Source organism: Micromonospora sp. PTRAS2 (genome assembly GCF_054052245.1).
The window spans coordinates 755,775-774,904 of sequence record NZ_JBSWBU010000003.1; the positions used below are offsets into that span (position 1 = coordinate 755,775).

At 75.9% G+C, this 19,130-nt stretch carries 22 protein-coding genes; 6 read left to right on the plus strand and 16 right to left on the minus strand.

The features are described 5' to 3' along the window. Nucleotides 1–52 precede the first annotated feature (52 nt). Nucleotides 53–949 (minus strand): septum formation family protein, encoded by an 897-nt coding sequence (locus ACVMYR_RS14305; RefSeq protein ID WP_457121980.1) that lies wholly within the window; start codon nt 947–949, stop codon nt 53–55. 128 nt (nt 950–1,077) lie between these two features. Here ACVMYR_RS14305 and ACVMYR_RS14310 point away from each other — a divergent pair, with 128 nt between their 5' ends. Beyond that, on the plus strand, nt 1,078–1,779 hold the full coding sequence (locus ACVMYR_RS14310; protein WP_077938037.1) for an SDR family oxidoreductase: 702 nt from the start codon (nt 1,078–1,080) through the stop codon (nt 1,777–1,779). Nucleotides 1,780–1,808: 29 nt separating this feature from the next. Here the strand turns inward: ACVMYR_RS14310 and panD are convergent, their stop codons facing one another. The 4 genes from panD to ACVMYR_RS14330 form a co-directional block, all read right to left on the minus strand. Continuing rightward, nucleotides 1,809–2,234 carry an aspartate 1-decarboxylase gene (gene panD / locus ACVMYR_RS14315; RefSeq protein ID WP_043965029.1) on the minus strand — a complete coding sequence of 142 codons (426 nt, stop codon included), beginning with the start codon at nt 2,232–2,234 and terminating at the stop codon, nt 1,809–1,811. 35 nt (nt 2,235–2,269) lie between these two features. Further along, a complete protein-coding gene (panC, locus tag ACVMYR_RS14320) occupies nt 2,270–3,118 on the minus strand; it encodes a pantoate--beta-alanine ligase (protein ID WP_077938036.1) in 849 nt (282 codons plus the stop codon). After that, on the minus strand, nt 3,115–4,080 hold the full coding sequence (locus ACVMYR_RS14325) for a Rossmann-like and DUF2520 domain-containing protein (RefSeq protein WP_457121981.1): 966 nt from the start codon (nt 4,078–4,080) through the stop codon (nt 3,115–3,117). Before ACVMYR_RS14325 ends, panC begins: the two co-directional genes overlap by 4 nt. Nucleotides 4,081–4,227: 147 nt before the next feature. Next, entirely contained in the window at nt 4,228–5,505 is a 1,278-nt protein-coding gene (locus tag ACVMYR_RS14330; protein WP_457121982.1) for a phytase, read from the minus strand. A 46-nt stretch (nt 5,506–5,551) separates the two neighbouring features. On the opposite strand from ACVMYR_RS14330, the gene ACVMYR_RS14335 reads away from it, so the two are divergent. Continuing rightward, nucleotides 5,552–6,565, plus strand: a complete 1,014-nt coding sequence (locus ACVMYR_RS14335) for an SAM-dependent methyltransferase (protein ID WP_457122056.1) — start codon at nt 5,552–5,554, stop codon at nt 6,563–6,565. Continuing rightward, nucleotides 6,562–7,731, plus strand: a complete 1,170-nt coding sequence (locus ACVMYR_RS14340) for an NADH-quinone oxidoreductase subunit D (RefSeq protein ID WP_457121983.1) — start codon at nt 6,562–6,564, stop codon at nt 7,729–7,731. The genes ACVMYR_RS14335 and ACVMYR_RS14340 overlap by 4 nt, the downstream gene beginning before the upstream one ends. Nucleotides 7,732–7,765: 34 nt before the next feature. Here ACVMYR_RS14340 and ACVMYR_RS14345 read toward each other — a convergent pair whose 3' ends face one another. The 4 genes from ACVMYR_RS14345 to ACVMYR_RS14360 form a co-directional block, all read right to left on the minus strand. Continuing rightward, entirely contained in the window at nt 7,766–9,640 is a 1,875-nt protein-coding gene (locus ACVMYR_RS14345) for a hypothetical protein (protein ID WP_457121984.1), read from the minus strand. Between the two features lie 94 nt (nt 9,641–9,734). Beyond that, nucleotides 9,735–10,739 (minus strand): glycine betaine ABC transporter substrate-binding protein, encoded by a 1,005-nt coding sequence (locus tag ACVMYR_RS14350; RefSeq protein WP_431892335.1) that lies wholly within the window; start codon nt 10,737–10,739, stop codon nt 9,735–9,737. Between the two features lie 165 nt (nt 10,740–10,904). Continuing rightward, nucleotides 10,905–11,651 carry an ABC transporter permease gene (locus ACVMYR_RS14355; protein WP_043966392.1) on the minus strand — a complete coding sequence of 249 codons (747 nt, stop codon included), beginning with the start codon at nt 11,649–11,651 and terminating at the stop codon, nt 10,905–10,907. Beyond that, the gene (locus ACVMYR_RS14360) at nt 11,627–12,313 is read right to left on the minus strand and encodes an ABC transporter permease (RefSeq protein ID WP_043965016.1); all 687 of its coding nucleotides are present in this window, start codon (nt 12,311–12,313) and stop codon (nt 11,627–11,629) included. The genes ACVMYR_RS14355 and ACVMYR_RS14360 overlap by 25 nt, the downstream gene beginning before the upstream one ends. Before the next feature lie 2 nt (nt 12,314–12,315). On the opposite strand from ACVMYR_RS14360, the gene ACVMYR_RS14365 reads away from it, so the two are divergent. Further along, a complete protein-coding gene (locus ACVMYR_RS14365) occupies nt 12,316–13,329 on the plus strand; it encodes an ABC transporter ATP-binding protein (protein WP_091278030.1) in 1,014 nt (337 codons plus the stop codon). A 33-nt stretch (nt 13,330–13,362) separates the two neighbouring features. Here the strand turns inward: ACVMYR_RS14365 and ACVMYR_RS14370 are convergent, their stop codons facing one another. The 7 genes from ACVMYR_RS14370 to folP form a co-directional block, all read right to left on the minus strand. Beyond that, nucleotides 13,363–13,881, minus strand: a complete 519-nt coding sequence (locus tag ACVMYR_RS14370) for a hypothetical protein (protein WP_457121985.1) — start codon at nt 13,879–13,881, stop codon at nt 13,363–13,365. 64 nt (nt 13,882–13,945) lie between these two features. Continuing rightward, the gene (locus ACVMYR_RS14375; RefSeq protein WP_074472273.1) at nt 13,946–14,254 is read right to left on the minus strand and encodes a hypothetical protein; all 309 of its coding nucleotides are present in this window, start codon (nt 14,252–14,254) and stop codon (nt 13,946–13,948) included. A gap of 60 nt (nt 14,255–14,314) precedes the next feature. Further along, nucleotides 14,315–15,532: an ABC transporter permease subunit gene (locus ACVMYR_RS14380; protein WP_077938027.1), complete on the minus strand. Its 1,218-nt coding sequence runs from the start codon at nt 15,530–15,532 to the stop codon at nt 14,315–14,317. A 119-nt stretch (nt 15,533–15,651) separates the two neighbouring features. Then, a complete protein-coding gene (locus ACVMYR_RS14385) occupies nt 15,652–16,188 on the minus strand; it encodes a DUF3180 domain-containing protein (RefSeq protein ID WP_077938032.1) in 537 nt (178 codons plus the stop codon). Nucleotides 16,189–16,207: 19 nt separating this feature from the next. Further along, complete coding sequence (gene folK, locus ACVMYR_RS14390; protein ID WP_457121986.1) at nt 16,208–16,735, minus strand: 2-amino-4-hydroxy-6-hydroxymethyldihydropteridine diphosphokinase; 528 nt, start codon at nt 16,733–16,735, stop codon at nt 16,208–16,210. Beyond that, nucleotides 16,732–17,130, minus strand: coding sequence for a dihydroneopterin aldolase (gene folB, locus ACVMYR_RS14395; protein WP_431892339.1), 399 nt, complete (start codon nt 17,128–17,130; stop codon nt 16,732–16,734). The genes folK and folB overlap by 4 nt, the downstream gene beginning before the upstream one ends. Then, complete coding sequence (folP, locus tag ACVMYR_RS14400) at nt 17,127–18,047, minus strand: dihydropteroate synthase (RefSeq protein WP_457121987.1); 921 nt, start codon at nt 18,045–18,047, stop codon at nt 17,127–17,129. The genes folB and folP overlap by 4 nt, the downstream gene beginning before the upstream one ends. Before the next feature lie 353 nt (nt 18,048–18,400). Between folP and ACVMYR_RS14405 the strand changes: the two genes are divergently transcribed. Together ACVMYR_RS14405 and ACVMYR_RS14410 are read left to right on the plus strand one after the other, a co-directional pair. Continuing rightward, nucleotides 18,401–18,715, plus strand: coding sequence for a hypothetical protein (locus ACVMYR_RS14405; RefSeq protein WP_077938023.1), 315 nt, complete (start codon nt 18,401–18,403; stop codon nt 18,713–18,715). A 10-nt stretch (nt 18,716–18,725) separates the two neighbouring features. Beyond that, nucleotides 18,726–19,088 (plus strand): hypothetical protein, encoded by a 363-nt coding sequence (locus tag ACVMYR_RS14410; RefSeq protein WP_043965000.1) that lies wholly within the window; start codon nt 18,726–18,728, stop codon nt 19,086–19,088. The last annotated feature ends 42 nt before the right edge of the window (nt 19,089–19,130 follow it).

Consider the following 19,130-nt stretch of genomic DNA (forward strand, 5'->3'; position numbering starts at 1 on the left):
GCGTCCGGGTCGGGCGGGGCGGCGGCGCCGCGCCCGGCCGCCGGGGCGGCGGTCACTTCGTCCGGACCGGGAGGCCGGCCGGGCCCGCGCCCTTCAGGGAGGCGGTCACCGTGCGGTCGCTGAGCCACAGGTAGCAGCGGACCCCCCGGTCGCCGACCCGCCAGCGCCCCGCGCCCGGCGGGCGCACCACCAGGCCGCTGCGGAAGCGCAGGTCGTCGTCGTCCGGCACCCCCACGTACCGGGCCAGGACCGTGCGGCAGCCGGTGTAGAAGGGAAGCCAGTCGGCGTCCCGGGCCGGATACGGCTTGTCCGGCGCCTTCCACACCCCGACGAACTCGGCGTCGTGCCGGGTGGCGCACTCCACCGGCTTCAGCACCTGCGCGCCGCGCCGCCCGACGTTCTCGCTGCGCTGGCAGCCCAGCCGCAGCGGGGAGGGCCCCTTCAGGGCGCCCCGCAGGCTGCCGGTGCGGGTGACCGGCGTCGCGCCCGCCTCGGCGGTGCTGACCTCGGTCAGGTCGCAGCGGTACCAGCGGGCCCCGGACGTCCAGCCCGTCTTCGACGGCACCGCCACGGCCAGCCGGAGCCGGCCGGCCCGCCAGTCGTCCCCCACGTACGCGGTGGCCTTCGTGTCGCAGTCGGCGAACGGGGCGCGCAGCTCGGGCGAGCCGCTGCCGGGCGGGGCGGCCCGGTCGGCCGGGAACGCGCCGACGTGCACGGTCTCCACCCGGTGCGGGAGCGCGCAGTCGACCGGCGCGTACGCCGACAGGGGCAGCACGTCGACGAAGTCGGCGACCTGGCAGACCTCGGCGGCCGGGGTGAACGGACCCGCCGGCCCCGGGGCGGCCCAGTCGTCGGTGAGGTCGCCGTCGAGGCCCGCCGGGCCCCCACAGCCGGCCAGCACGACCGCCGTCACCAGGGCGGCGCACACGCTCGTCAACGCACGACGCATCGGGCCTCCCCAACCACCAGCTCGCGACGGGACCCAAGAGTAGCCAGGGATGACCATCGGTGACATACCGCGTACGGGCAGACATTCGAGGTTGACCTGGAGTGCACTCGAACACCTAGCGTCGCGGCATGACCGAATCTCCCGTAACCCTCGTCACCGGCGGCTCGACCGGCATCGGCGCCGCCGTCGCCCGCCAACTGCTCGGCCGGGGCCACCGGGTGGCCGTGACCGGCCGGAACACCGACCGGTTGGGCCGGTTCGCGGCGTCCCTCGGCGAGCCGAAGGAGCTGCTGACGCTCCCCGGCGACGCCGCCGACCACGAGGCGGTGGCCGCTGCGGTGGCCGCCACCGTCGAGGCGTACGGGCGGCTGGACGTGGCCGTCGCGAACGCGGGCTACGCCAACCACGACTCGGTGGCCGACGGCGACCCGGCCGCCTGGCGGGACATGGTGCTCACCAACGTGCTCGGCCCGGCGCTGCTGATCAACGCCGCCCTGCCCGCGCTGCGGGCCACCCGGGGCCGGATCGTGCTGGTCGGCAGCGTCGCCGGGCTGGTCAACACCCCCGGCAATCTCTACGGCGCGACCAAGTGGGCCGTCACCGGCCTCGCCGAGAACACCCGCCGACAGGTCACCGCCGACGGGGTCGGCGTCACCCTGATCGCCCCCGGCCGCGTGGAGACCCCGTTCTGGGACGGGCTGGGCGCGCTGCCCGACGGCCACCTGCTCACCGCCGACCAGATCGCCGACTCCGTCACGTGGGCGGTCTGCCAGCCCGCCGGGGTCGACGTGAACACGGTGGTGGTCCGGCCGATCGGCCAGCCGGTCTGAGGCGCAGGCCGCAGCGCGAGCGGCCCAGGTCAGCCGACGACGGCCAGCGGGCTCGGGACCGGGTCGCCGGCGGTGCCCGGGGCCGCCGCGGCCGGGTCGGCCCCCAGCTCGACCACCCGGTTGGCGGCGTCGACGTGCACCACCCGGGGCCGGTACGCCCGCGCCTCGGCGTCGTCGAACTGCCCGTACGAGATCAGGATGACCAGGTCGCCCGGGTGCACGAGGTGGGCGGCGGCGCCGTTGATGCCGATCACGCCGCTGCCCCGCTCGCCGGGGATCACGTACGTCTCCAGCCGGGCGCCGTTGGTGACGTCCACGATCGCCACCTGCTCGCCGGGGAGCAGGTCGGCCGCGTCGAGCAGGTCCTCGTCCACGGTCACCGAGCCCACGTAGTGCAGGTCGGCCTGGGTCACCGTGGCCCGGTGGATCTTCGACTTGAGCATGGTGCGGAACATCGGGGTGCCTTGCCTTTCGCGGGCGGGAGGACGGGTCAGGGTCGGGGGGCGAGCCGGATCGCCACGTTGTCGATCAGGCGGGTGGTGCCGACCTTGGCCGCGATCAGCAGCCGGGCCGGCCCCGGGGGCGGCCCGGGTTCCAGGTCGGCGTCGGTGAGCGCCACGTAGTCGACCTCGACCCCGGGCGGGCCGTCGCCCAGCGCCCGGTGCACGGCCGCCAGCACCTCGCCGCCGGGCTCGCCCCGGTCGGCGGCCGCCGCGCCGGCCCGCAGCGCGGCGGACAGGGTCAGCGCGGCCTCCCGCTGCGCGGGCGAGAGGTAGCGGTTGCGGCTGGACAGGGCCAGCCCGTCCGGCTCCCGCACGGTCGGCACGCCGACCACCTCGACGGGCACGTCGAAGTCCCGGGCCATCCGCCGCACCAGGGTGAGCTGCTGGTAGTCCTTCTCGCCGAAGAACGCCAGGTCGGGGCGAGTCAGCTGGAACAGCTTCAGCACCACGGTGAGCACCCCGTGGAAGAAGCCGGGCCGGCTCAGGCCCTCCAGGTCGGCGGCGAGCCGCCCCGGGTCCACCCGCACCAGGGGCTCGCCGTCCGGATACACCTCGCCCCGGTCCGGCGCGAAGACCACGTCGGCACCGGCCCGCCGGCAGACCTCCAGGTCCGCCTCCAGGGTGCGCGGGTAGCGGTCGAAGTCCTCGTTCGGCCCGAACTGGAGCGGGTTCACGAAGATCGTCACCAGCACGTGGTCGGCCCGCTCCCGGGCGGCGCGCAGCAGCGTCTCGTGGCCGGCGTGCAGCGCGCCCATGGTCATCACCACGCCGACGGTGCCGGTCAGGGCGGCGCGCGCCTTCGCCAGCTCCGCGCGGGTCCGCACCAGCTCCGTCATGCGTGCCTCACCTCTCGTCGGGTCCCGCCGAGTACGTCGAGCAGCGGCGCGGCGTCCGCCGGGCGCAGCCGGCCCGACGCGATGGCCCGGTCCGCCGTGCGCCGGGCCAGGGCCAGGTAGGCCGCGACCGAGTCGGGCGCGGTCGACGCCAGCCGCTCCAGGTGTCGGCGTACGGTGCCGGCGTCGCCCCGGGACACCGGGCCGGTCAGCGCGTCGTCGCCGAGGCTCAGGGCGTTCTCCAGCGCCGCCCGCAGCAGCGGGGCGAGCACCTTCTCCGGCTGGCCCACCCCGGCGTCGCGCAGCCGGTCGGCCGCCTCGTTGACCAGGGTCACCAGGTGGTTGGCGCCGTGCGCCAGCGCCGCGTGGTAGAGCGGCCGGTCGGCCTCCCCCACCCACTCGGGCACCCCGCCGAGGTCGGCCACCAGCCGGGCGGCCAGCGGGCGCAGCTCGGCCGGCGCGGTCACGCCGTACGAGATGCCGGCGAGCCGGCCGAGGTCGTCGGGCGTACCGGTGAAGGTCATCGCCGGGTGCAGGGCCAGCGGGCGGGCCACGGCGGCGGCGGGGGCGAGGACGCCCAGCCCGTGCGCGCCCGAGGTGTGCGCGACCACCTGGCCAGGGCGCAGCGCCCCGGTCTCGGCGAGGCCGGCCACCACCGCCGCGAGCTCGTCGTCGGGCACGGCGACCAGCAGCAGGTCGGTCGCGGCGTGCGCCACGGAGGTGGCGGAACGGTTGGCGGCGTCGGGCAGCAGCAGGGCGATGCGGGCCTTGGTCGCCCCGGAGACGCCGGAGGCGGCGACCACCCGGTGCCCGGCGGCGGCGAGCGCCGCGCCCAGCACGGCACCGACCCGGCCGGCGCCGAGGACGCCGACGGTCAGCACGCGGGGAAAGGAGAGTGTGGCGCCGCCCGAGGGTGCGGCGGCCCGCGCGGGGGCAGCCGGACGCGGGCGCAGCGGTGCGCTCATGGCAACGATCCAGTCCTCGAAGGGGGTACCGGTCGATGGCAAGTATGCGCCGCGGTGAAGAGGTCGCAACAAGAAGGTGTGAAAACCTTCACCGCCGACGCGGGCCGGGCCGCCGCAGGGTGCCACGGCGGCCCGGCCCGGCCACGGTCACCGGCCGCCCAGGAAGCCGGCGTCGACGAACTTGAAGTCGGTGTCCGGGCGTGCCTCGCCGTCCCCGCCGGGGGTGTCCGGGGTGTTCCGGCCGTCGTGCACCACCAGCAGCCCGCCGGGGAAACCCGGCAGCGGGGTGGCGGTCACCGCCGCGCCGTCGCACTCCTGGGAGCCGTCCACCGCGCCGTCGACCACCGCGAAGCGGCCCGTCGGGCGGCCGGTGCGCCGGTCGTACGTGTGGAACGTGTCGTCGCCCTGCGCGGAAACGACCAGGGTGCCGGTCAGGCGGCCCGTCCGGTAGATCGTCAGCCCCTCCACGTCCTGCGCGATCCGGCCGCCGAACCCGGGATCGGCAGGGTAGTCGGTCACGCAGTCGTCCTCCGCCGGGTCGAACGCGGCCGGCACGCCGTACTCGCGGACCCGCTCGACCAGCTTCGGGGCGCCGGCGAACCGGCCGCCCGCGAGCCGGGTCCGCCACAGGCCCACCTTCTCCTGCGCCAGGTGCACCACGCCGGTGTCCGGGTCCACCACGGTCCCCTCCACCTGCGGGCCGTCGCCCGGGTCGGTGCACGGCGACCAGGCGGTGCCGTCGGGCAGGGTGAACGCCGACGGCAGCGTCAGCCGGTCCACCGGCCGGTAGGTGACCCGCCCGGCGCGCTCGACCAGCCGGAACACCCCCACCTCCGGGGTGCTGCGCCGGCTCACCACCGCGTACGCGGCCCCGGCGGGGTCGACGTAGGTGCCCAGCCCGTACGCGGTGCGCTGCTCGTCGACCTCGCCCTGGTCCCGGCTGAACGCGAACGGCACGCCCGGCGCGGTCACGTCGGTGAGCAGCCGGGTGGCCGGGTCGATCCGGTAGAACCGGAGCTGGTCGCGCCCCCGGTCGGTGACCACCGCCAGGTCGACCCGCTGCCCGGCGAGCCGGAACCCGGCCACCAGGTCGACGTTGTTGAACCGGCCGGACTCGTCGTCGGGGCCCGGGGCGGGCGGGGTGGCGATCGCCTGCCGCTCGCGGGCGGCCAGGTCGTAGACCCGCAGGCCGCCGTTCTTGGCGGTGGCGATCACCAGGCTGCCGGCCCGGTCGGTCGGGTGCACCCAGATCGCCGGGTCGTCGGCGTCGGCGTCGCCGCCGGCTTCGTCGTCGTACAGGCTGGGGGTCTCGGCCACCGCCCGCACGGCGCGCGGCGCGTCGTCCCGGGCGGGCGCGGCGGCGGCACCGGAGGCGGCCAGCAGCAGCGGTACGGCCACCAGCGCGGGGATCGCGATTCGTCTCATGCCCGCAGACCGTAGGGTCGGCACGGTGACGGACCCTGAACGCGGGATGAACTCCACGGCGCTGCGCTGGCGGGACGCGATGGACCGGGCCCTGTACGGGCCGGCGGGTTTCTTCGTCGCCGGGGCGGGCCCGGCCGGTCACTTCCGCACGAGCGCGCACGCCTCCCCGGCGTTCGCGGCCGCGGTGTTCCGGCTCGTCACGCGGCTCGACGCCGGCCTCGGCTTCCCCACGCCGTTCGACATCGTGGACGTGGGTGCCGGCCGGGGCGAGCTGCTGCGCGCCCTGGCCACCCTGGCCGACGAGGCGGCCGGGTCCCTCAGCAGCCGCCTCCGCCTCACGGCCGTGGAACTGGCCCCCCGCCCGCCGGACCTGCCTCCGGCCATCGACTGGACGACCGAGACCCCGACGGGAATCACCGGCCTGCTGTTGGCCACCGAATGGCTGGACAACGTCCCCGTCGACGTGGCCGTCCCCACCGAAACCGGCTGGCGCTACGTGTTGGTGAACCCGAGCACGGGCGAGGAGGCCCCAGGCCCCCCACTGACCACAGAGGACCACACCTGGCTGACCCGCTGGCACCCCACCTCCGGCCCCGGGGGGCGGGTGGAGGTGGGGCGGGGGCGGGATCTGGCCTGGGCCGGGGTGGTGGGGTGTCTGCGGCGGGGGGTGGCTGTTGCCGTCGACTACGGGCACCTGCGTCAGGCGCGGCCGGTGGGCGGGACGCTGACCGGATACCGGGGCGGACGGCAGGTGCCACCGGTGCCGGACGGGTCGTGCGACGTCACCGCCCACGTGGCCATGGACTCCGTCGCCTCCGCCGGGGAGCGGGTCGCCCGGTGCGCGTACACCCTGGTGTCTCAGCGGGAGGCGCTGCTCGCGCTCGGGGCCGACGGCGGGCGACCGCCGCTGAGCCTGGCCGGCACCGACCCGGCCGGCTACGTACGGGCGCTCGCCGCCGCGTCGGCGGTGGCCGAGCTGACCGATCCGGCCGGGCTCGGCGGGCACTGGTGGCTGCTCCAGCCGGTCGGCGTCGCCGTCGATGCGCTCATGGCACGATGACGGGCATGACCACGGACACCGGTGACCTGCGCGAGCTGACCGTCGGCACCGGGGCCGGCGGGGAGCAGCTCGGCACCGACATGGTGCTCAACATCGGCCCGCAGCACCCCTCCACGCACGGCGTGCTGCGGCTCAAACTCGTCCTCGACGGGGAGCGGGTGGTCGCCGCCGAGCCGATCGTCGGGTACATGCACCGGGGCGCGGAGAAGCTGTTCGAGGTGCGCGACTACCGGCAGATCATCGTGCTCGCCAACCGGCACGACTGGCTGTCGGCGTTCTCCAACGAGCTGGGCGTGGTGCTCGCCGTCGAGCGGCTCATGGGCATGGAGGTGCCCGAGCGGGCCACCTGGCTGCGGATGGCCCTGGCCGAGCTGAACCGGGTGCTCAACCACCTGATGTTCCTCGGGTCCTACCCGCTGGAGATCGGCGCGATCACCCCGGTCTTCTACGCGTTCCGGGAGCGGGAGACCATCCAGGCGGTCATGGAGGAGGTCTCCGGCGGCCGCATCCACTACATGTTCAACCGGGTCGGCGGGCTCAAGGAGGAGGTGCCGGCGGGCTGGACCGGCCGGGCCCGCGCCGCCATCGGCGAGGTGCGCCGCCGCCTGCCGGACCTGGACAACCTGATCCGGCACAACGAGATCTTCCTGGCCCGCACCGTCGGGGTGGGCGTGCTGTCGGCCGCCGACGCCGCCGCGTTCGGCGCGTCCGGGCCCGTCGCCCGCGCCTCCGGGCTCGACCTGGACCTGCGCCGCGACGAGCCGTACCTGGCCTACGACCAGCTCGACGTGCCGGTGGTGACGAAGACCGCCGGGGACTGCCACGCCCGGTTCGAGGTGCTGCTCGACCAGGTGTACGTCTCGCTCGACCTCGCCGAGCAGTGCCTGGAGCGGGTCGACCGGCTCACCGGGCCGGTGAACACCCGGCTGCCGAAGGTGGTGAAGGCCCCCGAGGGGCACACGTACGCGTGGACGGAGAACCCGCTCGGCATCAACGGCTACTACCTGGTGTCGCGGGGCGAGAAGACGCCGTGGCGGCTGAAGCTGCGCACCGCGTCGTACGCGAACGTGCAGGCGCTGGCCACCCTGCTGCCCGGGTGCCTGGTGCCGGACCTGATCGCGATCCTCGGCTCGATGTTCTTCGTGGTGGGAGACATCGACAAGTAACGGGTTCCCGGTCCTGACCGGCCCGTGCCGCCGGTCAGCGCCAGTGGTCGGCCGGGCGGGCAGCGCCGGCGCGGGGCGTCTCGTCGCGGGGCGGATACCCGTACCGCTGCCCGTCGGCGCGCTGGTGCCGGCTGGGCCGGGCCGGCTCGGGTTCCGCCGCGCCCCACTGCTCCGCCGCGCCCCACTGCTCCGCCGACGGTGCCTCGCGTGGGGCCGGCGGACGCCACTGCGCCGGCACCGGCACGCCGCCCGCCGGCAGCGCCGGAGAGGCCGGCTCGGACCATGTCCCGCGGTCCCAGTCCGTGCCGCTGCCCGGCTCCGCGCGGCCGGGCCGACCGTCCGGGCCCGCGCCGCTGCGGTCCGCGTCCGGCCAACCGCCCGACCGGTCGGTCCCCGGTCCGGCAGCGGCGGCGTCCCACCAGCGGTCCGCCGGGCCGCCCTCCGGGTGGGGGTCGCCGTGGCGGACCGCCGCCCAGCGGTCCTCCACCCGGTATCCGCTGCCGGTCGCGTCGGCGTGCGCCGCGGCCCGGCGCTCACCCACCCGGACCTCCCGGCCCCGGTCGTCGTCGCGTACCTCCGCCCACCGGTCGCCGGCCGCCGCCTCGGACCACTGACCGGAAGCGGCGGGCGCGGGCGGGTACGCGGGTGCGCGGTCCGCCTCGTACCTACCCGCCGCGCCGCCGCCGGCCGGCACACCGCCGTAGCCGCCCCGCGCCTCCGGCTGCACGGGCACGCCCCAAGCCTGGGGGCGGGGGGCGGGAGCCGGCTCGTCCCGGGAGGGCTGCTGCCGCGCCCAGGCGCGATCGTCGAACGGCTCCGGGTCGACCGGGGCAGGGTCCCGGTGGGCGTCGGCACCCCGCACGTGGGCGGCCGGGTCGGCGTGCCCGGCCCACGACCGGCCCTCCGGTTCGCCGGTCGCCGGTCGTTGGCCGCCGGCCCACGACCGCTCCGGGGTAGGCGGTGACCACCGGTCGTCCGCAGCCGGGGACCACCCGTCGCCGTAGCCTCCGGGGGCCGGGGACCAGCGCTCCCCGCCGTAGCCGCCGTAGCCGCCCGTTGCCGGGTCCGGCCCGTCGACGACGGTGTGCCGGGTGGTGACGTGCACGGTCTCCGTGTGCCGGACCATGCCGACCGGGCGCGGGGCCGGGGCGGGGGCCGGAGCGGGGTCGGGGGTGGCCGGCTGCGGCACCCGGATGCCCGGCTCGGCCGGGCGGGCCGACGCGCCGTAGACGCCCGGCTGGGCGGGACGGTCGCCGCCGTAGACGCCCGGCTGGGCCGGACGGTCGCCGCCGTAGACGCCCGGTCGGGGCGGGCCGTCCGCGCCGTGACGTGGAGTGGGCCGGGGGCGGTGGCCGGGGGACGCGTCGTCCGGGCGGGCGGACGCATGGAGCGGGGCCACGGGGGCCGCCTCGGCGTCGCCGGGCGGGCCGGCGTCGGCGTACGTCTCGGCGGGCGCGACCCGGGCCCGGCCCGCTCCCGCCGGCTGCGTGCCCGCCGGCTGCACAGCCGGCGGCTCGGGGTCGGCGGCGATCCCGGCCGCCGCGGCGTCGAGCCGGCGACGCAGCGCGCCGACCTGCTCCTGGGCCCGCTGGGACGCGTCGAGCGCCTGGTTGCCGCGCTGGGCGGCAGCCACGATCTCGCCACGCAACTCCCGGCGCAGCTGGTCGATCTCGTCGCGCAGCTCCTCGGCCTCGCCGTGCCCGCCCTCGCCGTCTGCGCGCAGCGCGATCGACAGGCCGATCAGCACCACGGCGAGGATCGCCAGCACGGCGGCGAACCGCAGCGGGCCGTTGCCGTCGGCGACCAGCAGGATCAGCGCCGCGACGGGGGCCAGCGCCACGCCGATCCAGAACAGCACGGGCAGCAGTCGGGGATCACGCCTGTCGGTGGCGGCAACCGGGGCGGGCATGGATGTGCAGCCTACCGAGAGTTCCGCCTACTGGGAACGCCCTGCCAGCACCGGTCGCCGGGCCCGGTGGGGAGACCGGCGACCGGTGGGCGGGTCAGCTGGCCGCGAGCGCCCCGTCGGACGAGAAGACGAGGCCGACGCTGGCGCTCCCCGTCTTCAGGGCGTTCTTGGTCTGCGGGCCACCCGCGTCCAGCGAGCTGAACGAGCCGGCCTTGAAGTCGTAGACCTCCACCAGGCCCGCCTGGCACTTCGGGCGCTGCGGGCACTCCGGCGGGCCGGCCAGCACGGTCGCGCTGCCGGAGCACTTCGCCGCCAGGTCGGACAGCGTGCCCACCCCGTACTTGTCGGCGAACGCCTTGGTGACGGCGAACGCGTTCTGGTCCTGGGCGGCGGACGGCGTGCCGAAGGCGATGCCGGCCTTCTCGCCGGCGGCCTTGAGGGCGGCGACGGTCTTGTCCAGATCCGGCGAGGAGACCGGCTGGGCGTCCTTGCCGTTGGCCTTCGTGTTGAGGAACTCGGCCATGGTCGCCGCGTACTCCGGGACGACCTGGATCTCGCCCTTCTCCAGGGCCGGCTCGTAGAGCTCCCGGTTGCCGATCTGCTGCACCTTGACCTGGTAGCCGGCGGCGGTGAGCGCGATGCGGTACAGCTCGGCGATGGTCTGGCTCTCGGTGAAGTTGCCGGCGCCGACGACGATCGTGCCGCCCGGCCCCTTGGCGATGCCCTGGGTGACGTTGTTGGCCGTGACGAACTCCTCGGCGGCGACCTTGCTGGTCTTGCGGTCGACGTCGACGGCCTTGTTGAGCGCGATCAGCTTCGGCGTGTCCAGCGCGGCCGAGACCTTGTCCAGCGCCGCGAGCAGCTCCGGGGTGGCCGCCTTGGCGTTGACCGCCGGGATGACATTGTCGGTGTTCTGGAGCTTCTTGTCGTCGGCGAGGACGACGAGCTGGTCACCGGCGACCGGGGCGCACCCCGCCCCCGACGCCCCCTGCTGCGGGGCCTCGGTGCCGGAGGAGCCGGCGTCGCCGCAGCCGGTGAGGAAACCGGCCGCCGCGAGGGCGCCGACCGCGCCGATGGCCAGCCGTGTACGTGCGCGCATCAAGCCCGCCTTCCGTGTCCCGGCGCGGCCCTCGGGCCGGCCGCGTGTCCGACGGACGATCTCCTGTCGTCGCCCGCGATCTTCCACCCAACATCCTGCCCGCCGGGACCGACAACCCGAGGCGAGGTTCGTCACCGGATCGTCACCCGAGCGTGACCCGGGCCGTCAGCTCCCGGCGACGGCGTCGGCGGCCCGGCGGTTGGCCCGCCGCCGCGCCGGACGCAGCGGGCGCGGGGTGACCAGCCGCTCGACCAGGGCCAACACCAGCTCGACCAGCATCGCCAGCCCCGCCACCAGCAGGCCGCCCGCGATGATCTGCCCGCCACCGGCGGCGATGTCCAGGCCGAAGCCGGCCCGGATGATCTGGCCCAGCCCGCCGCCGTTGACGAACGAGGCCAGCGCGGCCGTCGCCACCACCTGCACCGCCGCCGTGCGGAACCCGGCGGCCAGGTACGGCACCGCCAGCGGCAGCTCCACCCGGCGCAGCACCTGCCCGCCCGACAGCCCCATCCCGCGCGCCGCGTCCCGGGCCTCCGGGTCGGTCTGCCGCACCCCCGTGTACGCGTTGGCCAGCAGCGGCGGCACCGCGAACACGGCCAGCGCGACCACCACGGCGGGCCGGCCGAACCCGAGGAAGGTCAGCGGCAGGATGGTCAGCAGAGCCAGGGTGGGGATCGCCAAAGTGACGTTGGACACCAGCACGACCAGCCCGCCGCCCCGACCGGTGTGCCCGAGCCACAGCCCGACCGGCCAGGCCACCAGGCAGCCGAGCAGCACGGCCGCGGCCGACATGCCGAGGTGCTCGCCGAGCCGGTCGAGGATGCCGCCCGGGTTGGTCCAGTTCAGCGGGTCGTTGAGCCAGAGCACCGCCTGGCCGACCGGGTTGCTCACCGGGCCCGCCCGCGCAGCCAGGGGGTGACCGCCCGGCCGAGCCCGGCGAGGACCAGGTCCAGCACCAGGGCGAGCAGGACGCAGAGCAGCGTGCCGGTCATGATCTCGGCCTTGTAGAAGTTGTTCTGGAAGCCGGCGAAGATGAGCTGGCCCAGCCCGCCCCGGCCGACCACCACGCCGACGGTCACCAGCGCCACGGTCGACACGGTGGCCAGCCGCAGGCCGGTGAGGATGCCGGGCAGCGCCAGCGGCAGCTCGATCCGCAGCAGCCGGCCCCACCGGCCGTACCCCATCCCCTCCGCCGCCTCGCGGACCTCGGGCGGCACCTGGCTCAGCCCGGCGACGGCGTTGCGGACGATGACCAGCAGCGCGTACAGCACCACCACGCTGAGCACCGTCACCGCCCCGATCCCCAGGTAGGGCGCGAGGAACGCGAACAGGGCCAGCGACGGGATCGTGTAGAGCACCCCGGTGAACGCGAGGATCGGGCCGGCGAGGGGGCGGAACCAGTGGGCCGCCACCGCGAGCGGCAGGGCCACCAGGGCGGCGATCAGCACGGCCCGGGCGGTCAGGGAGGCGTGGTCGCGCAGCGCGGCGACGATCGTGTCAGAGTTGTCCCGCACGTACTGCCAGGAGAACCACGGGTTACCCGGGTCGGCCCGGTAGCTCAGGCGGAAGGACATGCGTGGACGTTACCCCGAACACCCGGAGCGGCGCCGGACCCGAGGCGGCCGGAACCCCCGCGGCGGCCATCGCGCTGGAGGGCATCGGCAAGCGGTACCCGGACGGCACCGAGGCGGTCCGCGAGCTGAGCCTGCGGGTGCCGGCCGGCGAGCTGGTGGTGCTGATCGGGCCGTCCGGCTGCGGCAAGTCGACCGTGCTGCGCATGATCAACCGGCTGATCGAGCCGACCGCCGGCCGGATCCTGCTCGGCGACGAGGACGTGACCCGCGTCGACCCGGTCGCGCTGCGCCGCCGCATCGGGTACGTCATCCAGAACGTGGGCCTGTTCCCCCACCAGACGGTCGTGGCCAACGTCGGCACCGTCCCCCGGCTGCTCGGCTGGCCCTCCGACCGGATCCGCCGCCGCAGCGAGGAGCTGCTGGAGCTGGTGGGGCTCGACCCGGGCCGGTTCGGCCGGCGCTACCCGCACGAGCTCTCCGGCGGGCAGCGGCAGCGGGTCGGGGTGGCCCGCGCGCTCGCCGCCGACCCGGTGGTGCTGCTGATGGACGAGCCGTTCTCGGCGGTCGACCCGATCGTGCGGACCCGGCTGCAGGAGGAGTTCCTGCGCCTGCAGGCCGAGGTGCGCAAGACCATCGTGCTGGTCACCCACGACCTCGACGAGGCCGTCCGGCTCGGCGACCGGATCGCCGTGCTCTCCCAGGGCGGCCGGCTGGAGCAGTACGACACCCCGGCGGCCCTGCTCGCCGCGCCCGCCTCCGAGTTCGTCCGGGACTTCGTCGGCGCGGACCGGGGCATCCGGGCGCTGGCGGTCACCCCGGTCACCCGGGAGGCGCTGGAGCCGGCCCCCGCCGACCCGGCCGGGCTGCCGCAGGTCGCGCTGGGCACCTCGGCGTACGACGCGCTCGCGGTGATGCTGACCTCCGGCGCGGACCGGGTGCTGGTGACCGCCGACGGCGGGCCGGCCGGCGTGCTCACCCGGGAACGCGCGCTGGGCGCCGGCCGGGAGGCGGCCTGAGTCAGGCGGGGCGGCGGGGCGGCACGGTGGCGGTCAGGCCCGGCCGCCGAGGCTCGCCATGCCGATGATCCAGCCGGAGAGGAAGCCGTACCCGGCCCCGGTGCCGGCGGCCTGCAACGCGGCGAGCAGCGACGGGGCCGGCCCCAGCAGCGTGCTCAGCAGCGCGGCCAGGCCGGCGGCCAGCACGTACGCGCCCCAGCCGGAGAAGAACTGGCTCACCGACCCCTGCACCCGGGCCACCTGGGACGCGGGCAGCAGGTAGAGCAGGGCCGCCGCCAGGACCACCAGCAGGATGGCGCGCAGGTCGGTGGCGAGCACGCCCTGCCCCGAGTCGCCGGAGCCGAACCGCCACGCCGGCCAGGCCAGCAGCCGCAGGAACCAGCCGCCTGCCGACTCGGGGTCGGTGTGGTCCTCGGCCCAGCCGACGTACAGCGGGCTGCCGCAGACCGCGACGAGCAGCAGCACCGCGAGGGTGCCGGTGCCGGCCGCGGTCCCGTACCGGCTGACGGGGCCCGACCGGCCGGTGACACCCGAGCGGTTGATGGCGGCCATGAGGCGACCAGTTCCCGGCGCGCCCCGGCGGGCAAACCTGCGGACCACGGTGACCGCGCTCCGGTCAGTGCTTCATCAGGTAGTCGATGAACTTGGCCCGCAGCAGCGGCGCGGACTCCTCGTAGCCGTGCCCGGTGAGCTCCCGCCACAGCGCCGCCGCCTCGTCGATGGTCGGGCCGACGGAGTTCGGCGCGCCGTCCAGCGCGGCGGCCTCGTCGGCGTTCGGCAGGTGGCGCAGCACCGACCAGAAGAACCCGACGTCGCGCCGCTCCCGGGCCGTCGCGAACGCCCGCTCCCGCAGCTCCTCCGTGGAGAGCGCGTCCAACTCGTCGAACGTGTGCCCGCCGGTGCCGGTGGAAGGTGTCTCGGTCATGCCGCCGAGCCTAACCGGCGAGATCACCGGTGGCGCGCCGCCGCCCCCGACTCGTGCAGGTCAGCGGTCGCCGGCGTCCCAGCGCGGCGGGCGGTCGTCCCAGCGCGACGCGTCCCAGGGGTCGGTCGGGGTGTCGTCGGTGCGGGTGGGCAGGGCCGGGGGCCAGTCGCCCACCGGCGCCGGCCGGGGCACCGACCAGCCGGAGCTGATCGTGCCGTCGCCCCGGGGGACCGGCTCCGGGTCCGCACCCACCGTCCGGGGCCGCCCGTACGTCTCGACCAGCCGGGTGACCACCAGCCCGACGCCGAGGGCCACCCCGCCGACGGCCCACCGGCTCACGATCCAGCCCTCGGCGTCCAGCCAGGCCCGCAGGACCACGACGAGGCTGACGGCGAGCAGCGTGCCGAAGATCGCGCCCCGCCGGCCGTACGCGCTCGTGCCGCCGAGCAGCGCGATGCCGACGGCGAGCGTCGTCCAGCCCAGCCCTTCGGTGGGGACGACGGGCCCGTCGCCGTTGCTGGCGAACAGGATGCCGGCGAGCGCGGCGAACACCGTGGAGAGGACGAAGGCGAACACGACGATGGTGGCCGCCACCCCGCCCCGGCGGCGGGCCGGGTCGGCCACCGGGCGGAACCGGCCGACCAGGCGGCGCACCGGGCGGATGGCCCCGAACAGTCCGCCGAGGACGGCCACGGCGGCGAAGCCGGCGAAGAGGTAGAACGCGGTGTCCCGGGGGTCGTACCCGCCCTGCACCAGCACCGGCGCGGGGCGCTGCTGGATGTAGACCACCACGCCGGCCGCGCCGGCCAGGCTCGCCGCCCAGCCGGGCACGTGCAGCAGCACCACGGCGAGCCCCACGGCCAGCCCGCCGACGGCGGCCACCGCCACGGCGTGGCCCAGCGCGACCTCGACCCCGCGGTCGCCCTGCTCGGCGACGTGCAGGGCGGCGGCGACCGCCACCGGGCCGACCGCCAGGTTCACGGCCGAGGTCCGCAGGGTCAGCCCGGCCGCCAGCACGAGCAGCCCCAGCGCCACCACGTCGACCAGCAGGGACCGCAGCCCGTCGTCACGCAGCGCGGCCGGCTCCGCCTGCCACAGCAGCCAGGTCAGTACGGCGAGGGCGGCGGCCAGCAGCAGTTCCCAGACGACGTGCACGGCGACGCGGTCGCGGCCCGGCTCGCCGTGGGCCGGGTCGTCGAAGACGTTCTCCAGCACCGACGCGGGCACGCCCGACGAGGGCTCCACGGGGTGGTGCCGGCCCGGATCCTCGTGCCCCATGACGCGTGCCCTCCCCAGGTCACGGCCGCAGGGTCCGACCCGGGCGGACCGGGGCGGCCGTTGCTCTCCGGTCGCCAGGCACGGTACCTGCGCGCCGCTCCGGGCGTAACCCCCCGTGTTCAGCGCTGACCCGGGCCGCCCTCCCGCCGGTCGGCGTCACGCTCGTCCTCGGGCCGCTCCGGCACCCGGCAGGACCGCTCCAGCCACAGCGCGGCGGCCACCAGGGCGAGTGCCGCGAGCAGGCCGGCACCGGCGGCCGGGCGGTCCTCTGCGGCGGCCCGGGTGGGCTCGACGAAGAGCCACCCGGTCAGCCCGGCGCACCAGCCGGCGAAGATCGCCCCGGCCAGGGCGGACGCCTTCGCCAGCACCACGAACCGGGCCACCAGCAGCGGATTGACCGGGTCGCGCCCCGGCCGGCGCTCGATCCGGCTGCGGGTGTTGACCGCCGCGTACGCCTCCAGCACCGCCAACGCGGCCAGCGTGACCACCGGCAGCCAGGGCAGCCGCGGGAAGCCGCCGTAGAGGGTGCTGATCAGCAGCCAGGCCACCGCCGCGGCGGCCAGGCCGGCGACGACCAGGGTGGAGATCCGGGTGGGGCCCATCCTGGAGCGGTCGGGGTCCGGCCCGCCCGGCGGTCGGGACTGCGCCTGGGTCATGCCGGCCGGCTCCACTGGCTCATGCCGACGACTCTAACGCCAGATCCGGTCGGGGGCTCAGTTCCAGGGCGTCGCCGGCCACCGGTTCGGCGTTGAGCAGGTCGGTCAGCCAGCCGTGCCCGGGCAGCCGCCCGTACGGCTGGATGTCGATCCACGGCCGGAGCACGAACGCCCGCAGGTGGGCCCGGGGGTGCGGGAGGGTCAGCTCCGGGTCGTCGCTGACCACCGGCTCGCCGGCGTCGTCCCAGACGGCGACGACGTCGACGTCGAGGGTGCGGGGGCCGAAGCGGCGCGCCGGGTCGCGCTCGCGGCCGGCGCGCCGCTCGGCGTCCCGGGCCCGCGCCAGCCAGTCCCGGGGGGCCGCCGCCGGGTCCTCGGCCAGCACCACCGCGTTGAGGTACGCGGGCTGGTCCGCGTCGCCCCACGGCGGGGTCTCGTAGACGCCCGAGACCAGCAGCACCGCCTCGCCGAGGGAGTCGACCGCCGAGCGCAGGTGGGCCGCCCGGTCGCCGAGGTTGCTGCCGAGGGAGAGCAGGGCGCGGGTCACGCGACGCCCCCGTCGGGTCCGGCCGGTGGGGGGTCGGTCCGCGTCCTGGACATGGTGACGGCGACGTCGGTGAAGGCGTGCGGCACGGGCGCCTCCGGCTTGTGCACGGTCACCGTCGCGCGCGTCACCCGGTCGTCGGCCAGGCAGATCGCGAGCAGCCGGTCGGCGAGCGTCTCGATCAGGTTCACCGGCTCGCCGGTCAGCACCGCGACCAGCCGGTCGGCCAGCTCCCCGTAGTGCACCGTGTCGGTCACCTCGTCGGTACGGGCGGCGGGCGCGAGGTCGAGTTCGAGGACGGCGTCAACGACGAACTCCTGCCCCCGCTCCCGCTCGAAGTCGTAGACGCCGTGCCGGCCGTGCGCCCGCAGGCCCGTCAGCGTGATCCGGTCGGTCACCGTTCCCCCTCCGTCGGACTTCCGACTCCTGCCGTCGCCCGCGGGCCCCCACCGGCCGCCCGCCCACCCTCGCGGGCGGGCGCGAGGCGCGGACTGCCGCTGGCCCGCCAGACCGCCAGGGCGTCGACGGTGCCGAGCACGTCGTGCACGCGTACCCCCCAGGCCCCGGCCGCGACCGCGAGCAGGCTGGTCGCGGCGGTGGCGGTCTCCCGGCCGGCGGTCGGCCGGGGGGTGCCGTCGGCGGCGGCGAGCAGCCGGCCCAGGTACGACTTGCGGCTCGCCCCGAACAGCAGCGGGAGGCCGAGCTCCAGCAGCTCGGGCAGGCGGGCGGTGAGCTGCCAGTTGTGCTCGGCGGTCTTGGCGAAGCCGAGCCCGGGGTCGATGACGATGCGGTCGGCGGCCACCCCGGCGGCCAGGGCCGCGTCGACCCGCTCGGCCAGCTCGGCCCGCACGTCGGTCACCACGTCGGTGTAGTGGGCCAGCGCACTCATGCCGCGCGAGTGCCCGCGCCAGTGCATGAGCACCCAGGGGCAGCCGGCGTCGCGGACCACCCGGGCCATGTCCGGGTCGGCCAGGCCGCCGGACACGTCGTTGACCACCGCCGCCCCGGCCGCGAGGGCGGCCTCGGCCACCCGGGCCCGGCTGGTGTCGATGCTGACCGCGATGCCGGCGGCGGCGAGTTCCCGGACCACCGGCAGCACCCGGGCTGCCTCGGTGGCGGCGTCCACCCGGTCGGCCCCCGGACGGGTGGACTCGCCGCCGACGTCGACCAGGTGCGCGCCCTCCTCCTTCAGTCGCACCCCGTGTGCGACGGCGGCGTCGAGATCGGCGTATCGGCCGCCGTCCGAGAAGGAGTCGGGCGTGACGTTGAGGACGCCCATCACCACCGGGGTCCGAGTCCGTACCAGATCGGTCACGACTGCACGGTACCGGTCGTGGCGGCGGGCTCCGGCAGCCCGGTGCACCCCGCCCGCGACACCCCTGACATGCCAATTAGAACGAGTGTACGATCGGTCGTCCGGGTCGTTCCGGGCCGACTCTTCGCGGCTTGTCGCAAAGGGGGGCGGCCCGTACCCTTTGGAATTGCCCAGCAGCGAGACGGCGAAGCCTGGAGGGAGGGCCGAAGCGGGAAAAATCCCCCCAAAGCTCACTACTCCGCGTGGTGGGTGACGAACGCAGGGTCGCCGACACTGCGCAGAGTGAGCACCATCCCGCCAGGCTTGACCACCGCACCGCCGCGGCTCCGCCGGCCGCAACAGGGGAGGTTCCAGTGATCGCCATCGAGCTCATGGAGGCGACGTCGTCCGGCGTCACCCACGCGCTCCACACCCTGGCGTCGACTCCACTCGCCGAGCCGGCACCCAAGGGCATCGACACCAACGGCGTCGTCACGTTCTTCGCCAGCAAGATCGCGCCGATCCTGCTGGCCGTGCTCGGCGTCATCTTCATCGGCCGGGCCAGCCGCGGCGAGATCTCCAAGGTCCTGACCAGCTCCGCCATCGCGATCGTCGGGCTGGCCTTCATCGCCGGAGCGGCCACACTCTTCTTCGTCGGTGATTACCTGATCGACCTGATCTTCGAATAGGCGCGGGCAGATGCGGCTGCGCACCGACGACGACATCTACCGGGCCCGCCTGGTCTACCTCGGGCCGCCCGGCTACACCCTGCCCGTCCACCTGCCGTACGCCCAGTACGGCGTGTTCATGCTGCTCGTACCCCTCTACATGTTCATCCACTGGCTGTTCACGTTGCAGGTCGAGCTCTTTCCCGCCTGGGAGATCGCGCTCGCCATCGTGAGCACCTCGTTCATCTTCCGGTACGTCGACCCCGACCGGCCCGCGCGCATGGTGATCCGCACCGCGCTGACCGACTGGCGGCGCACCCGGGAGTCGGCCGCCGAGCAGCGCGACCCGCGCCTGGTGGCGAGCCGGATCAGGATCCGGGAGGAACTGGCATGACCGGGCGTACGCCGATCGGGCCGAAGCAGCACGCGGATGAGG

What these genes read in the sequence shown, in the direction of transcription:
- panD (WP_043965029.1), bottom strand. Translation starts at nt 2,234, where the DNA reads ATGTTCCGCACCATGCTCAAGTCGAAGATCCACCGGGCCACGGTGACC.
- ACVMYR_RS14380 (WP_077938027.1), bottom strand. Translation starts at nt 15,532, where the DNA reads ATGGGGCACGAGGATCCGGGCCGGCACCACCCCGTGGAGCCCTCGTCG.
- ACVMYR_RS14340 (WP_457121983.1), top strand. Translation starts at nt 6,562, where the DNA reads ATGACGGGCATGACCACGGACACCGGTGACCTGCGCGAGCTGACCGTC.
- ACVMYR_RS14325 (WP_457121981.1), bottom strand. Translation starts at nt 4,080, where the DNA reads ATGAGCGCACCGCTGCGCCCGCGTCCGGCTGCCCCCGCGCGGGCCGCC.
- ACVMYR_RS14305 (WP_457121980.1), bottom strand. Translation starts at nt 949, where the DNA reads ATGCGTCGTGCGTTGACGAGCGTGTGCGCCGCCCTGGTGACGGCGGTC.
- ACVMYR_RS14335 (WP_457122056.1), top strand. Translation starts at nt 5,552, where the DNA reads ATGAACTCCACGGCGCTGCGCTGGCGGGACGCGATGGACCGGGCCCTG.
- ACVMYR_RS14385 (WP_077938032.1), bottom strand. Translation starts at nt 16,188, where the DNA reads ATGACCCAGGCGCAGTCCCGACCGCCGGGCGGGCCGGACCCCGACCGC.
- ACVMYR_RS14375 (WP_074472273.1), bottom strand. Translation starts at nt 14,254, where the DNA reads ATGACCGAGACACCTTCCACCGGCACCGGCGGGCACACGTTCGACGAG.
- ACVMYR_RS14410 (WP_043965000.1), top strand. Translation starts at nt 18,726, where the DNA reads ATGCGGCTGCGCACCGACGACGACATCTACCGGGCCCGCCTGGTCTAC.
- ACVMYR_RS14350 (WP_431892335.1), bottom strand. Translation starts at nt 10,739, where the DNA reads ATGCGCGCACGTACACGGCTGGCCATCGGCGCGGTCGGCGCCCTCGCG.
- ACVMYR_RS14330 (WP_457121982.1), bottom strand. Translation starts at nt 5,505, where the DNA reads ATGAGACGAATCGCGATCCCCGCGCTGGTGGCCGTACCGCTGCTGCTG.
- ACVMYR_RS14360 (WP_043965016.1), bottom strand. Translation starts at nt 12,313, where the DNA reads ATGTCCTTCCGCCTGAGCTACCGGGCCGACCCGGGTAACCCGTGGTTC.
- ACVMYR_RS14370 (WP_457121985.1), bottom strand. Translation starts at nt 13,881, where the DNA reads ATGGCCGCCATCAACCGCTCGGGTGTCACCGGCCGGTCGGGCCCCGTC.
- ACVMYR_RS14310 (WP_077938037.1), top strand. Translation starts at nt 1,078, where the DNA reads ATGACCGAATCTCCCGTAACCCTCGTCACCGGCGGCTCGACCGGCATC.
- panC (WP_077938036.1), bottom strand. Translation starts at nt 3,118, where the DNA reads ATGACGGAGCTGGTGCGGACCCGCGCGGAGCTGGCGAAGGCGCGCGCC.
- ACVMYR_RS14345 (WP_457121984.1), bottom strand. Translation starts at nt 9,640, where the DNA reads ATGCCCGCCCCGGTTGCCGCCACCGACAGGCGTGATCCCCGACTGCTG.